The organism is Bacillus sp. Au-Bac7, assembly GCF_021341655.1.
Classification (GTDB): domain Bacteria; phylum Bacillota; class Bacilli; order Bacillales; family Cytobacillaceae; genus Niallia.
This window is the reverse complement of sequence record NZ_JAJTTG010000019.1, coordinates 50350-65528: the sequence shown is the minus strand read 5'-3', so window position 1 is coordinate 65528 and position 15179 is coordinate 50350. Positions and strand designations below refer to the sequence as shown.

The 15179-nt window shown below is 29.8% G+C and carries 12 protein-coding genes; 1 reads left to right on the top strand and 11 read right to left on the bottom strand.

Annotated elements, in window-relative coordinates; translation table 11 throughout:
* Nucleotides 1-37 precede the first annotated feature (37 nt).
* From LXM54_RS24935 to LXM54_RS24885, 11 genes are all read right to left on the bottom strand, one after another.
* Nucleotides 38-343 carry an NIPSNAP family protein gene (locus tag LXM54_RS24935; protein WP_233318648.1) on the bottom strand — a complete coding sequence of 102 codons (306 nt, stop codon included), beginning with the start codon at nucleotides 341-343 and terminating at the stop codon, nucleotides 38-40.
* Between the two features lie 245 nt (nucleotides 344-588).
* Nucleotides 589-1770, bottom strand: coding sequence for a Ger(x)C family spore germination protein (locus LXM54_RS24930; RefSeq protein WP_233318646.1), 1182 nt, complete (start codon nucleotides 1768-1770; stop codon nucleotides 589-591).
* A 92-nt stretch (nucleotides 1771-1862) separates the two neighbouring features.
* Entirely contained in the window at nucleotides 1863-2315 is a 453-nt protein-coding gene (locus tag LXM54_RS24925; RefSeq protein WP_233318644.1) for a hypothetical protein, read from the bottom strand.
* A 3-nt stretch (nucleotides 2316-2318) separates the two neighbouring features.
* Complete coding sequence (locus LXM54_RS24920; RefSeq protein ID WP_233318642.1) at nucleotides 2319-3098, bottom strand: hypothetical protein; 780 nt, start codon at nucleotides 3096-3098, stop codon at nucleotides 2319-2321.
* Nucleotides 3099-3141: 43 nt separating this feature from the next.
* Complete coding sequence (locus LXM54_RS24915) at nucleotides 3142-3621, bottom strand: CBO0543 family protein (RefSeq protein ID WP_233318641.1); 480 nt, start codon at nucleotides 3619-3621, stop codon at nucleotides 3142-3144.
* A 2267-nt stretch (nucleotides 3622-5888) separates the two neighbouring features.
* A complete protein-coding gene (locus LXM54_RS24910; protein WP_233318638.1) occupies nucleotides 5889-6527 on the bottom strand; it encodes a hypothetical protein in 639 nt (212 codons plus the stop codon).
* 269 nt (nucleotides 6528-6796) lie between these two features.
* Complete coding sequence (locus tag LXM54_RS24905) at nucleotides 6797-7297, bottom strand: RsfA family transcriptional regulator (RefSeq protein ID WP_233318636.1); 501 nt, start codon at nucleotides 7295-7297, stop codon at nucleotides 6797-6799.
* A gap of 1884 nt (nucleotides 7298-9181) precedes the next feature.
* Complete coding sequence (locus tag LXM54_RS24900; protein ID WP_233318634.1) at nucleotides 9182-9343, bottom strand: hypothetical protein; 162 nt, start codon at nucleotides 9341-9343, stop codon at nucleotides 9182-9184.
* 139 nt (nucleotides 9344-9482) lie between these two features.
* Nucleotides 9483-10151, bottom strand: coding sequence for a MerR family transcriptional regulator (locus LXM54_RS24895; RefSeq protein WP_233318633.1), 669 nt, complete (start codon nucleotides 10149-10151; stop codon nucleotides 9483-9485).
* Between the two features lie 596 nt (nucleotides 10152-10747).
* Entirely contained in the window at nucleotides 10748-11197 is a 450-nt protein-coding gene (locus LXM54_RS24890) for a hypothetical protein (protein WP_233318631.1), read from the bottom strand.
* A 6-nt stretch (nucleotides 11198-11203) separates the two neighbouring features.
* Nucleotides 11204-12346: a ParM/StbA family protein gene (locus tag LXM54_RS24885; protein ID WP_233318630.1), complete on the bottom strand. Its 1143-nt coding sequence runs from the start codon at nucleotides 12344-12346 to the stop codon at nucleotides 11204-11206.
* 1537 nt (nucleotides 12347-13883) lie between these two features.
* On the opposite strand from LXM54_RS24885, the gene LXM54_RS24880 reads away from it, so the two are divergent.
* A complete protein-coding gene (locus tag LXM54_RS24880; protein WP_233318628.1) occupies nucleotides 13884-15101 on the top strand; it encodes a replication initiation protein in 1218 nt (405 codons plus the stop codon).
* Nucleotides 15102-15179: the final 78 nt, after the last annotated feature.

The window sequence follows — 15179 nt, the reverse complement described above, 5'->3', positions numbered from 1 at the left end:
ACCAGTCGATTTTACAAGATATGTATAATCTGATCACTCACTCGAATACAGGGCGCATAAAGCTTCTCTCATAACTTAAAATACATTTAGTATCTTCTGCAAATTTATAAGCTTCCTGACACTCTACATCTAATGCCATTTTCACTCGGTACTCTTCATATGCTGCTAAACTTGGAAAAGTAAATAAGGCATAAGCAATGTTATTAGCGCCCTCATGTGGAAGAAAATAACCTTGATGTGTACCGCCCAATTTATTCACTAATCGAATCCATATCTTACCGTATTCCTCGAATTCCTTTACTTTATAAGGGTCAATAACATATTTCAGATAGCATGTAACCATTTTAGTCCTCCTTAAAATCCATTTTTTTCATCTTAGCATTCAATTGATCTAAATCGCTAAAATTATGACATTAATATTCCATTTATTATTCAACGAAAAACATTAAATCCCTTTATACAACGTAAAGTTTTTAGGAGTAATGAGCATAATTAATTCCCCTCATAACAAAAGGTTTTCCAGTAGCATCATACAAAGTATTACCGCTTACATTAAAACCCGAAATATGATTACCCAACTGTGGTTAATCACTTCATAATATAACGATCTTTTCTTAATCCACTTCTTTTTATTTCCGAATTGAAGGAAACATGTATTTTCGCTATAGCATAACCATCATCCCAGGTATCTTTGTATTTCTTAAAATGCTTATAATCCTGTTCTCTCAGGAGTTCTCCTAAACCAAAAACATCCGCATTAAATTCCTCTTTTGTTTTTTGAAAAAATCCTTTTATTTCTTTTTCCATCTTTTTATTAATAGATTCCTCTAATCCCTCAAAGGCGGAAGGATTTGTGAAATTTTGAAGACAATCGGTTCCTTCTAAATTACCTTCTGTTTTAATTTTAATATAAAAATGAGGAATTCCACTTAACTCTTTGGCAGTAACCTTTGTCTTAGAATTAGTAATACGGTATCCAAATTTTCCATTTTTGCAATTAGATGTTATTATTGTGCTTTTAATTTTATTTTGCACAAAAAGCATATCGCGAACTTCATAAAAGGAGGCATATCCTGCAAGCTTCCCAAGTTTAAGAACCGCCATTGAATCAAGGTCTACTTCATTTTCTGGAACTTCACTTTTTAGATTTTCAATATTTCCACCTTTTTTGGGATCACCCACCAACTTTACAGCAGGTAGTACTGGTGCTTGTCCATAGGAGTTATAAATACGAGTATAGTCATTTAACTTAACATCAGGAGCTCCCCCCCACTCTTTTTGCATGGTATTTACTTGAGTATATAGTTTTAGAGAGGGAATTTTTTTGTACATATTGTTTACTTTCAGAATATCACCAGCATTAGATCCTCTGGCAACTACAATAGCAAAATCATCTCTTATTTCTCTGTTTCGATCGAAAAAATCCATAAACTCTAACAATCCATCCTCTACTATTTTCTCACTAACAACTAACACTCTTGTATGGGAATAAACAGGATGAGTGGCATTAACGATATTAAATTTAGAAGTCAGCTCCCCAATATTATTACCTTCTAACGATGAAACCGTTGATGGGGCCAAACCAGCTGCTGTTTGGTAACTCATTTCTCTTGCTTCCGTAGTTTCAATAGTTAATTTGTATTTATACGATTCTCCTTTATCTACAGCCATCCCTGTAACAATAGAAACTTGCCCTAACTCCCTTCGATCCCAACACCCACTTAAAAGGAGGATTAAAAAAATAAAGGTAAAACCTTTTAACCATTTCATAACATAAACTCCCTATAGCGTGAAAAATTTTTAGTTGTATAATACTTGGTATTACTTTATGATATTTTCCACTTATAATTTTTATTGCTTTATTAATGGACTTTTCCTACACTTAATGCGAAGTGTTTCCAGAGAATTTTTTCAACTTCATTGTGTTCTGTATCTCCACACTCAATTATAATAAGCACCTCAGATGTTTTGCCTTTTGCTCTTCCACTTACTTTTCTTCCCCTATGTAAAAATAAATCGATAAGAAAACCAAGAATAAAACCAGATATCGCTCCAATTAATCCCCAATAGATGGGTCCCCACTCGAGTACAAAACCTCTACTTGCTCCTAAAACAGAAAAGAACACAGCAAAAACGATACCTTTATTTATTAAGGAAACCCCATCTGACCGATGGATAGTATCAAAAAGACCAATGCTCTCAGGATTGGTAGAATCTAAAGGGACAGCAAAAATAGTATGAATACCTTTTTGTTCAATTTCCCTTATCGCTAGTTCCAATTGAAGAGAGTGTTCAAAAGTTGAAAAAACCTGCATCTTTTATTTCACCCGATTACTATTAAATTTTAAATTACTGGATTGGTAACTATTAATTAAAAACATTTTTTGTTCTGCTGCAAATAATTTATTATTTTCAACAGTATTTAAATAAGATTCATAAATATTAAAGAAATATAAGGAAGGCAAATAAAAAAACCATTGTTTGTCAAGAATATTGGTTGATTCTTGAATATTCCCTAACAATAAGTAATGTATTGCAGCTATTACATGGGAAAATTTAACGAATATGACAGTTGTTATAAGAACGAAAATTGCTGAGAATATTTGATGAAGATATAACTGACCCATGCCTGGTATACTCAAGGACCAGAATACAGCAATGATAGGATCTCTTTTATCAACATAATTTATTTCAAAGGGTTTTATAGTTATCGCTTCTATAGGAGGTTCATTTTTTTCAGCTAATAAATAGATATTATTTAATTCAATTGTTGCTCGGTAACTATCCCAAATGGCAAATAGGTAAACTGGTATATACATATACACGTAATTAATATTTAATACTTCTTTGGCTAAGTGAATTTCCCCTATAAAGGAATAAACCATAGAAAGGTTTAATTGAGATTTCTGGTTAATAAATATTTCCCATATAATTAATGCGAATCCTCTTATGTATTTATGTAATAATAAATGTCCATAGCCAGGAAAAGTAACGGACCACAAAGCTACTATATAAGGGTTTCTAGGATGAACATACGTTGTTCCCCATATGCTAATTTCAGCTAATTTGCGACGAACTTCCTTTTTATTTTTATTCATAGATGGTCCTCCGGTTAGAAACTGAGATGAATTATCTTCTACTTTATATGCTTAACCTTCTAATAATTACAATTAATACCCTTGTAAAGGAAGATTTAAGAATGATACTAAAAAAGGTATGATACCATTTCCAATTCTTACTCCATACTATATATTCTGTTTTCTTTACAGCCAAAACTTCAATTAAAAATGGAGGAATAGTTACTAATATAAGTTTTAAAAATGCTTTTAGTGCTTTATCTTTATATGTAATTTGATTATAAAAAACAGTAAAAGATGGATATAAAAAATAATTAAATAATAGGTGCGTCTTGAATATTTTAGGGAATAATCGTACTGGATATTTAACAATCTTGTATGAACTTAGAAAATTATCAATAATACCATTTGTAATAGCATTAAATAAATAGACAATTATCCAATCCTTAATGGGAGGTTTTCTCAATATTAAAGGGATTACAATTATTGTATTGATTAGAAGTGCAATATTTAAATATCTTCTTTGTTGTTTATTTTTCCTCATACATAACTTCCTTTTGGATTTTGGATTTTGTTCATTAATATGCTTCAAAGGGTTATGGTTTATTTATAATCTGCATATAACTTCTACTGGCAAAAAGAAATAGCTGCCAATGGTAGCTGAAGAATCTTAATTAGTTTTACCAATGATAAGAACTTTATCTAAACGTTGTTGGAGAGTTTGATCCGATATAGGGAAAAAAATCTGATTGCCTGGTGGTCTTGGAGAAATGTTATACTGTTGATTACCGATTATATAATGATATGGTCCTTCTCCGTAGAAAGGTTAGTTCCAGGCTCCAAATGTAGGTTTCGGAATGTTATGATAGATGGCTCCGTTATTTAATCCCGTTATGATATGCATTTTAATTTCCCCCCTTAGTTGCTTATTACTATATATGTAACTTGAATCATTCCGGCTTGTCTAAATGTGTAAAAAGGGCAAGCTATAAGTAAACACTTTCTTCTTCCTTCAAACAACAGAGTATATAAGCTCTTTAATATGTTTAAGTTTTTTTAAAATGTACTGGACTTTCTTGATGATAAATGTATATTCAAAACAAAACTTTCATCCTTATTATTTTTTAAAATAATAATCGCTAATTCTTCTCAAAATAAAAAGCAGCATCGATTGATGTGCACCTTCAAATGTTGGGGTACCTTAAAGCACTTTTCAAATACTCTTGAACAATTTTTAGTTTGAAATTCCCACTATATTTAGCCATAAAAAACACCCCAAAAGTTAGATTTCAACTCTAACTTTTGGGGTGCAGCACTGTTAGTGATTAGCAAGTAATGGAGGTTCTGGTTACCCTTTCAATGAGGATAGTATGCCAAAAGCAGATATTCTATGCGGAAAGTATCAAGTGGTAATCACCAAAAAAGTAAGATCGACATATTCTATTTCTAGGTAAACTCATTTTTGTCAAAGATGGAGACTAATCCGGGAAGTCTCCATTTTTTGCGTTATATCGGACAAGCAATATTCCATTAAAAAAACTTAGAATAGTTATACAAAAATAAAGAAAGGTGGACGTGGACGTGTACACCTTCGAGGAGGAGGCTCTACATACGGTTACGTTAACCTAATTATATATTATTACCTTTTTCCAATTCAGCCACGGCGCTTGTCCTATTTGTTCCGTTTCTTTATTTTGTTTGTAGAATATTAAAAAATCTTAAAGCACAGTTTTCAGGGGATTGGAAACTAGTCTTTTAAGGTTCATAATAAGGTTATAAATTATATTTATTTATAATTTGTGAATAAATGCACTTAAACAAAACGGCCCTTATAGTGACTGGTGTTAGTTTAGTAGTGATTAATAAAAACAAAGCAGAAAAAGATGATAGCCATTATTTATTAACTGAATATCAAAAAAAGGTATAAAGAAAGCAAAAACTGAGCACGAGGATTTATCTGACGCAGATATTGACAGTTTTACAATTGGTTAGGGAAAATATCTACTTGATCAATATTTAAAAAATCATGACCTGGATTATCAAGTGGGAACGAAAAAAAATTTCCATTTATTGGATTATATTAGTAAAAATAGAGACTTTGATAAATATCCGAGTTTCCAATAATAGACGCATATGCTACAGTATATTTATCAAAACTTCAAAAAAAGGACGGACCCAATATTATTTCGATACCACTTAGAACAATCAACTCTAGAGAAAACAATTAAGGGAGTACGGTCTGAAAATAATATATAAGGTTCTTGTCCGGTTTGCAGAATTTAATTCTATAGTTTTTTAATAATTAGTAACATTTAATTTGGCCGTATTCAAAAAGAATACGGTTTTTTTCTTTTTGAGATAAAAAATTTAAAAGTATTACGTATATCTATTGTCAATTTTCGTCATTAGTATAGTTTATATGAATCCTTTAATGGCTTAATATATTATTTATTATTACTATGGATTCGTAATAAACCCGCACTAAGCCAGGCATAGATGAATAAAAGACATGAAGCACATATAAGACTACTGGAGGACAGAAAGAATTTTTAAAAAAGCTCGAATGACAGTAAGGGTCTGTTATATAGAAACGAAACCAATCCAAATTAGAATATATTAATTACTCCACGATACTGTTCAAAATATCAAGGCAAACAATTAGACAAGTATTTTTGTTAACCTTTTAGAAGTCGTTGCGGATATTATTGCTATCTAGAGATATCACACTTTTACTGGATGATAACTGTATTTTTTTAATTGTAAAAAGCAACATTCAAGTGAATAAACGTAATGAACAATCCCCCCTTGTACCTATTTAAATTTATCTAACCAATTATGAATAGACTCTTTTACATTAATTGAATTATCTTTAACATCTTCTACAATCAAAGCGATTAGACTAAACCAAGATCCTTCCTCGCTATATGGATTATTTTTCTTTATATACTGAAGTACATATTTCAATTCCTTCATTCTCATTTTATCTAATGTTCCGTGTAAATATGTTTTAACAAAAGAATCAAGAAGATTTGTATTTCGTATACTTGCATCCAGCAGTAGTGCTGTTGCTTTCGATGGAGTTACATCTAATGCACCAGATAAGTCTTTTATTTCTTCATAAGTATATTGGGTAAATCTAGTGGTAATTCGCTCATTTTTTCCTTTTTGTGATTTACTCTGAAGAGATTCCCTTCCTGGATCTCCAATGTAGATAGTATTCATAAAACGATATTCCCTTCGAAAATGGTGTGAAAGATTCTCTATTACCTTTCTAGATTGCAGTCCTTTTTTACAGATTATTTCAGATACATCTTTAACAGGGGTATTTGTTATATATGATAAACGATAAATACAATTTTTAAGTTCCACAGAAATTGTTGGTTTAACATCTCTTTTTTTATCCGAACGAACCTTTCTTCCTCTAATACCAAATTCCTCTTCTCTTATCATTTTATCCATTCCAATCTAAGTTTTTCTTTAGGACACTGTCCTAGTGTCCTAAACTTAATTCTATATATATGGGGGATAGAGAGGAGGTATGATTAAAAGATGTTAATTTTTATCTCCCTTATAAAAATAAGTGTATAATATCTAAGAATGTTGACAGCGTAAAATTACTTTATAAACTCCCTTAAATACTTCCTTTAGTTGGTATCTACACTTTTACTGTTCTAAAGGAAACACAAGCAAAAAAAACAACTGCCATATTGACAGTTGTTTTATTTCGTTAAGACCATTTCCCTTGCTTTCTCAATTAAAGCTACTATAGAACAATAAGCTTCTTCTATAGTAGCCAGTTCATTTTGAAGCCGATCATTTTCATCTCGTAGCGCTTTCAAATTTACTAACAATTCTTCTTGATCCTCATTTTGTTTAGCTTTACTATAGATCTCTTTAACATATTTTAATACTTGTTCAAAATCTAAATCACTCTTAAAAAGAACCTTCTCCTGCCCAGGTATTTCTATTTCATTTTCTTGAACCTTAGCATCTTTTTTTAGTTGTTTTCTGAAGGCTTTTGCTGACACTATTGAAGGTTGGTATTGTTTTCGAACAAATGAGTTCCAACGAAAACCACAGGCTGAACTAGTTCTGGATAATTGCTTTCCAACTTCTTCGAATGCTTGAAGCTGTGTACCACCATCTTTAATAAATCGAATAACCGTATCCGCTAATACTCTATCCTCATCTTCTGTCCATGCATCTTGTCGTGTAAACATTTGTAAAATACCTCCTTAGTCACTCCCCAAAAATATATGCATTAGATACAGAAGAAAGTCCATTCTTAACTAGTAAAATTCGAATAAAAGGCTAGTTCCCCTTTCAGGAACCTACCTTATAATGAATTCATCAATTTATGAGAATAATTATAATGGATGAATATCATTTTATTCTCCATTTTTATACTACGAATTCCATTATTAAAACTCAAAATGTTAACTACCAAATTTACCCAGTTTTCATATGGAACTTGAATTAAATGGGATTAGTTCTAACATTTAAAGCTGGACGATATGGAGTATTTAAATTATTCCTGCATAGGATATTTTTATTTAACAAAAATATTGATAGAAGTGTGTGCTAAAATTAGTAAAATCATAAAAATGCCTTATACTATGTATAAGTTATACATAGTATATCAACACAGCAAGGATTTTAAATGAATCCTCGTTTTATAGTTAGGGCGAACACATTGTTTTGTAGCAATGTGTTTTTTTATTCAGCAATAATATCCTTAGAGAAATTTTATTAAAGCATTAGTTCATAGTAACTTATAAAATTGGTATTGTAACAAGGATATTTCTCACGATATCCTCTATAAAAAACATTTTAAGAAATCCCTTATTTGCTACGAAGCATTGTTTTCATATTTAGATTTCTATTTCTGCTAAGAATTTCTTTGAATTATCAGCATCGCAAACTTAATAAAATTAAACCCATTTAATGTCAATTAGGGGGTTTTAAAGTCTTTACGAATTAATTTTGAGCCAATAAAACATATGGTAAATAAATTAAATTTTTTGAGTATGTTTTTCTGTATTGTTGACATTTTTTCACTAACATAACAGTACTTTTATCATTTCTCGATACGTCGTATTTTGCACCATTTTGTCGTGTATTTTAACATACTCTTCTCTTTAATGTTGAATCCCTTTTGTATCCCTTTTAGAATTTTATCTTTAGGACACTGACTAAATGTCCTAGAGTTAATATTGGATAATTGAGGATACTGTTTAAAAAACTTGGAATTTGTTCATACTTATACCAATAAAGTTCGAGAGGAGAAATTAAGTATGAAAATGTCGAAAGAAGATGCACAGGTACTGGCAAAAAAAATGATACAGGTAAGCAAGAAATATGGAATTCCTTTAAAAAACAAAAAAAATTCAACAGCTACTAACAAATAAGAAATCTAAAGTTTCGCTTTCAAGTTCACTGTAAATGCGTTACAGCCTTTTCTATAACGACTAAAATTTAAACATAACTATGTGTGTCGCTACTTCCAATGGGAGCAACAAATAAGTCTCTTGATTTGCAAATACTTTAGTGCTTTTACAAAGACTCGAAAATAAGCTATTTCGGATGAGTTCCCCTTGTAACTTAAGTCCAGACAAAGAATTTTATTATTTAAATACACAACCGGGTTGTTCCTTAACAGTGAAGTTTAAAAAGGATGCTCTCTCCCTTTACTTTATTCAAATCATATTTTTCTAGTTTTTATTTAACCCTCTTGATGGATAAGACATTATATCTAATTACATGTTTAAATTGAATTTTCGTTTATTTCAAAAGTAATTAGAGTAATATTTAAAACAAATTTCAAGAATACAATAATTCCCAGTTGGTTGTCCTGATAAGATAAATCTAATAAATAATAAATCCTAATTAGCATACAAAAAAGAAGGAACAATATTTTATTCCTTCTTTTTAGGTACTTAATGTAAAGTTATTCAATACCAAAGTAAATTTTAACTTTTGTTCATTTCTCTTTAAAAGTTAAAAAATTGTTATTCAGCTCATTTAAATTTATTATTACCTTTTCAACATAGTATCAAACGATTCATATAATTACTTATATCTCTGGATTCTAATTATTTAATAGACTACTTCCTATTTGCTAACTCCACTGCTTTTTTTATAAACTGATCGTGAGTAATTTCCCCTTCTGCCTTCTCTCTAATTAATTTTGCTTGTTCTTCAGATAAATATAAACCTTCTATAGCTGCTATGCCCTTTGCATATTCTAACGCTTTTTCGTTTAACATATTGTTATCCAGTATCCACCTTTTATAATTAATTAGTTCGCTGGTTTTAAAATGTATTTATTTATCGTATATTTTCCCATATACGATATTGATTATTACCTTTCAATAAACCAATTAAAACAAAATAGTTATTGGTTATTTATAGACCAAATTCTTTTTTTAACATTTTCTCATAATTTTCATTAATATAATTTCTAATGAATTCATACCTTTTATTTATGTCTTCTTCTTTTCTAAACAAACCAACCTTTTTATATCTCTCATTTTCTGGTTTTGTAGACCACATTTCTAAAGCTTCATTTTCAAGGGCAGTTTCCACCCTCCTTCTTACAACCATTTCTTTAAACCTTGTTTCTTTTTGCTCCTCTGGTGAAGGTAATTTGGGTATTTGCTCTATTATTGAATCATAATGTTTTTTTATTTCTTCAATCTGTGAGGCAGCCATTTGATTAAATGTTTGTTTCAATTCTTCACTCAATTGTTTTTTCAACGTTTCAAAATCACCATCAAATGCTACTGGTCCAACTTCTTCTGCAGGGAAACCCCTTAAATCAAAATGATTTGCTAAATCGTCATATATTGCTGATAAAGACCATTTTTCTTCTCTTCGTTTTTTTATAAATATTGCTATATTTAAATCTAAGTCATCGTATACTTTTTCTTTAGTATCTTCTGTACGCATAACATAATGAATTCTTTTACTCTCAAGAGATTTAAACCATCCATCAATTGTATTCATATGAATTCTTTCATTCTCAAATGATAATTTTATTTGTTCTGTAAAATCACTTATTTTCCAATAATTCATGGAACCAACTCCTTTTTCGCATTATGTAAACTAAATCAAAATTGTTAGCCACTATATTTATGATTTGTATTCTACATATAGATAACACTCCACATTTAAACCACATTTCAAAAAACATTAATTTAATTTTTTGTGCTTTTTTACTTCTTTTACTAAGTTATGATCAATAACATTCTTATGTAATTCATCTACTATTTTACTCAGATTGAATATCATCGATTAAAATTGTAGAATAGTTGTGCCTTAAAGAAAACATGTAGACCACATCTTCCTATTTGTAACTTAACTTTATTCTATAACTACTGCCAAATCGATATTAGTTTGTGTTCCACTTGTGAATAACACATCATTTGTAGAGTACAATCATCAAAAATCTTAAAATTATGAATCACTAGTATCCAACAAATATGGTTTATGTGTTTGAAATTTGTTGTTTATATGTGTTCTACACAACAACGGTGAACCACAGATGAAAATGCTTTGGTTATTTTTAGTGCATATGTAGAGCGAATTTATATTAATTTTACTTTAAAATCACAATTATTCACAGTATAAACTATTATTTGATTAAATAAAAAATCCCCATAAAAAGGGGATTAATCATCGTCGTCGTCATCATCAAAATTCAAAAAGGTTTTCTGAATAAAACTACTTGTGGTTGAGTTTGCTTTGAATGATTTTTGTTCTGGTTCAATATCTTCAGTTTGTTTACTAACAACTTGAGCACCATTTCCATCAAAGGAAATAGGGCTAGTTGATTGATTAACCACTTGGTAAATCAATTGACTTAAAAGTGATTTAGTATAATTTGAATTTATCCATTCCTTCTGTTCTAAAGTTAAATTAGAGGGAAGAGGGATATTAATAGAATCATTCTGACTTGAGATAAATGAATTTTCTATTGAGTTTACAAATAGGGGAGCAATTTCACTGCTGAAATTTCTCCCTAATTCACTTTTTCGTTTATTTAAATGTTCTATGACCGATTTTGGTGTATTTTGTGGCAATCTAAAAGAAATCGTTTTACCTGGTTCATAAAAACCCACGATGCATCACTCACTTGCAGCAGCTGCTTCATTAATAGAAATACCTTTACTATCCGCATACATCATTAAGATTTTGAAGTAAGCTCTTGCAATCATCCATACACTTTCTTCAGCAGATACAAATCGAAGAGGATAATTTTTATCTGCTTGATTTATCTCTGTCAGGTAAGGTTTTAGGACTACTGAACCTCCGCCGATTTGGTAAGCCAAGCGTGTATCTGGAACATTTCTCCATAATTCTTTAATTAATTTATACTCTTCTTTTGCTAAAATTGATAATTCATCATCAACAATTCCTTTAATTGATACTCTATTACCATCAACCCAGATATGATATTGTTCTTCTGAATCAGGGTTAGTTATTATTTCTACTAAAGAACGTCGACTTTTTATAGTATATTTGTGTGTTGAATAAACTCTTTTTATGATGTTATCTAAATAAGTGGATACACCTTTTTTAATTCCATCACTATATTCGTTGTCTACTTCGGCATCTTTTGTGATAATTGCTGAATCGGTTGATAGACCACCAATATCATTAATTAAAATTGTTTTGCCAAGTAATTCTTCATTCTTTGTAGAACCATTGTCATTTGTTGTTAAGTCTACATATGCTGCAAAACCTTCAGTGTTAACTATCACTTGTTCAAATTTAATTCTAACAATTTTATTTTCAAAATTAGGAGTTTTAAGGAACTTCACTTCATGTTGAGCAGTCTTAAGTTTCTTTCTAAACTCTTTTGCTTTACCTTTTTTTGTTTCATCTAATGGTAATCCTGTTGAAAGGTAATATGTTGCTTCAATAATTCCGTCTTCTTCTTTAAATTTACTAATTGCATCGTAAGCTAATGTTGTTAGCAATAATATGATAGGTTGATCACTATCTGACTTGTCCTGTTCTGGCGTTAACTCATCATTATTAGGGTATTTAGACGCCAATTTCCCAACAGCGAACGAGCCATTTTTAATCTTTAATGCAGACGAAGTTATTTCAACATGAAGAGCATTTAATGGTTCTTTCTCCATTTCAACTATGTCACGATCTTTTAAATCTGCTATAACGTTAGGTATGTATATTTTATTTTCTAAATCTCCTAAATAACCTTTTACTGCGTCATTTCCTATGTCAATAGATACAAATCTTGCCATGGATTTCCCTCCTAGTAATAGTACATATTCTATTACTTATTGTATGCAAATTGCATACATATGTCAAAGTTTATTTGTAGATACGCATGCTTTTTGCATACAATATCCGTTAATCAACATTTATTTGCATGCAAAGTGTATGCATCAGTATTTTAGATGGTTATTATTTTTTGGATTCTACATGTATCCTATTTTAGGAATAAAAGTAGTTCATATATGGAGTAATAAATACTTGTGGAGTATAAATATAATAAATATACTTTTCTTTAAAATAAAGTGATTAGTAAGTTAAGTGGAGTAAGCTATCCGATAACTAGAATAGGGTATTTTCTTTGTAATTATTTTTATTCAATAACAAAACTGGATAGAGAGCTTTAATGATTAGTAGGCTTGAAAAGTGAGAGTATTTTTTACTCTCACTTTTCGATCTTTATGTCCTTTATAAGTGATAGAAAAAAAGATCGCATCATAGTTAATTATTTATTTATTGAATTTAAGGGGGAATAGAAAAAGGGGGATATTTTAATTTATTTTTAAAAATCTAAACCAACTTATAATCTTATAAAGAAACTAACAACTATATTCTTGTTTTAATGTTTTAGTATATTGTTTTAATTTATTTATATTGTTTTAAATGTTTTACGATGTCGAATAACGCTGTGATAGCAAGGGTTCTCGATGTTCAAATATCACTAATCTTGCGTGAAAGATCACTAATCTTGCGTAAACTATCACTATTTTTGCGCAAAGAATCACTGATTTTGCGTTCAAATATCACCTACTTTGCGTAAACTATCACTATTTTCGCGTGAAGCATCACGTTTTTTGCGCAATACTATCACTGATTTTGCGTGCACTTTACGCTTACATCCCTTACTATCACTAATTTTGCGGCGGAGTATCACTATTATTTTGAAGCTATTATCTACAAAAGTTATAAATTCAATGAAAGTAGAATTTATAACTTTAATCTAAACTATCACCTATTTTGCGCAACTTACTTTAAATAATAGAATTCCAAAGGAAAAATACGAAAAATGTCGTTTTTCCTTTGGGATATTAAAGATAGACATTCATTATTATCACTAATTTTGCGCAACATACTATTTAACTATCACTAATTTTGCGTTTGAAACATATATATTAACTATCACTAATTTTGCGTAAATATACTTAAATATATTAACTATCACTAATTTTGCGCTTATTTAGATGTAAATATTACTTATTTCTCCAGATCTATATATTTTTTAGACGAAATTGATCTCTTTGGTTAATCCATAACTACTCAATCAAAAGATTTTTTCTTATTAAAAGTGATAGTTTAGAAGTTCTATAGTGATATTTAGCTTAACTATCACCAATTTTGCATGCATTTCTAATAGTAAAATATAGAACGCAAAATTAGTGATAGTTAAGATCTTTCTATTTAATTCATGTTGTTTCAATTGTTAAATTCAATTTGATTCTTTGGTTAGTTTACAATACTATCACCTTATGATAATTTAGTGATAGTATAACTATTTTGGAGGATTCTATGGAAGATTTAATTATTGATAACGAAAATGAACTCGATAGTATCAGTACAAAAAACTGGGTAACCAAATCCAATGAGTTAATTGAAAGTACATATAAATTATCCTTACAAGAGCAGCGTATTCTTCTGGTAATGGCTTCCAAAGTTCAGCCAAGTGATGAGACATTAAAAACATATCGTTTTAGGGCTAGAGATTTTATAGAAATTATCGGAAACTCAAAAAGAACTGGATTCTATTCGTACCTAAGAGAAATTGTAAATGGCCTTCAAACAAAAGTTCTAACGATTAAAAAGGATGGTAAGCAACGAAACTATAGTTGGGTAATCACTTCTATTTATGAGGACAATGAAGGATATATAACGCTCCAATTCCATCCTGAACTAAAAGGTTTTTTTCTAGAATTAAAAGATAAGTTTACATCCTATCAACTTGAGAATGTTGTACGTCTCAATTCTGTATATTCAATTAGGATATATGAGCTGCTTAAACAGTATGAACGAATCAAGAAAAGAAAGTTAACACTAATGGAATTACGCGCCTTTTTAGGAATAGAACCTACGAAATATAAGCAATATGGACATTTTAAAAGCAAAGTTTTATTAGTCGCCCAGAATGAAATAAACAATAATACAGACATTAGTTTCATGTTTAATGAAATTAAGACTGGAAGAAAAGTAACTAGTATAGAATTTATTATTAATAGTAACTCTCATCAATTGATAGAAGTAGTCTTAGATGAATCTAAACAAGTAGAAGATAAGCAACTATCACTTTTTGACGATTTACAAATTCTATTATCTAATTTAGGAATATCTGCAGATAAAATTGAATGGTTAATAAAAGAATTTCCAGAAGATCAGATCAGAAGGAATATAAATTATGTTTTGACCAGAAAAGACATAAAAAAAAGGGCGGGATATGCTATCAAAGCAATACAACTAGATTATGCTCAATCCATTGAAGATGAAATACATGAATTAGAATTGATTATAAATCCAGTAGAACAAGCCATTCAAGAATTTATAAAAGATAATGTTCCTAAGAGAAGGGTTAAGCGTATAGAACATCTGCCAATTTATATGTTAAGACAGCCTGCTATAAAATTTTTCAGTAAATATGTTTCAGAGGAAGAAGCGATTGAGATATGGGATACTCGCCAGGATGAAATATACAATGAAATTAGTCAGCAAAGGAAGAACAAGCTAATTACTACTTAGATTATTCAATCTTAGGTTGGATTTACTTACATAATAATATTAATCTTTAACCCTGAATACTAAATTTTATTCAGGGTG

What these genes read in the sequence shown, in the direction of transcription:
- LXM54_RS24915 (WP_233318641.1), bottom strand. Translation starts at nt 3,621, where the DNA reads ATGAGGAAAAATAAACAACAAAGAAGATATTTAAATATTGCACTTCTA.
- LXM54_RS24905 (WP_233318636.1), bottom strand. Translation starts at nt 7,297, where the DNA reads ATGTTTACACGACAAGATGCATGGACAGAAGATGAGGATAGAGTATTA.
- LXM54_RS24880 (WP_233318628.1), top strand. Translation starts at nt 13,884, where the DNA reads ATGGAAGATTTAATTATTGATAACGAAAATGAACTCGATAGTATCAGT.
- LXM54_RS24910 (WP_233318638.1), bottom strand. Translation starts at nt 6,527, where the DNA reads ATGATAAGAGAAGAGGAATTTGGTATTAGAGGAAGAAAGGTTCGTTCG.
- LXM54_RS24930 (WP_233318646.1), bottom strand. Translation starts at nt 1,770, where the DNA reads ATGAAATGGTTAAAAGGTTTTACCTTTATTTTTTTAATCCTCCTTTTA.
- LXM54_RS24885 (WP_233318630.1), bottom strand. Translation starts at nt 12,346, where the DNA reads ATGGCAAGATTTGTATCTATTGACATAGGAAATGACGCAGTAAAAGGT.
- LXM54_RS24935 (WP_233318648.1), bottom strand. Translation starts at nt 343, where the DNA reads ATGGTTACATGCTATCTGAAATATGTTATTGACCCTTATAAAGTAAAG.
- LXM54_RS24895 (WP_233318633.1), bottom strand. Translation starts at nt 10,151, where the DNA reads ATGAATTATTGGAAAATAAGTGATTTTACAGAACAAATAAAATTATCA.
- LXM54_RS24925 (WP_233318644.1), bottom strand. Translation starts at nt 2,315, where the DNA reads ATGCAGGTTTTTTCAACTTTTGAACACTCTCTTCAATTGGAACTAGCG.
- LXM54_RS24920 (WP_233318642.1), bottom strand. Translation starts at nt 3,098, where the DNA reads ATGAATAAAAATAAAAAGGAAGTTCGTCGCAAATTAGCTGAAATTAGC.
- LXM54_RS24900 (WP_233318634.1), bottom strand. Translation starts at nt 9,343, where the DNA reads ATGTTAAACGAAAAAGCGTTAGAATATGCAAAGGGCATAGCAGCTATA.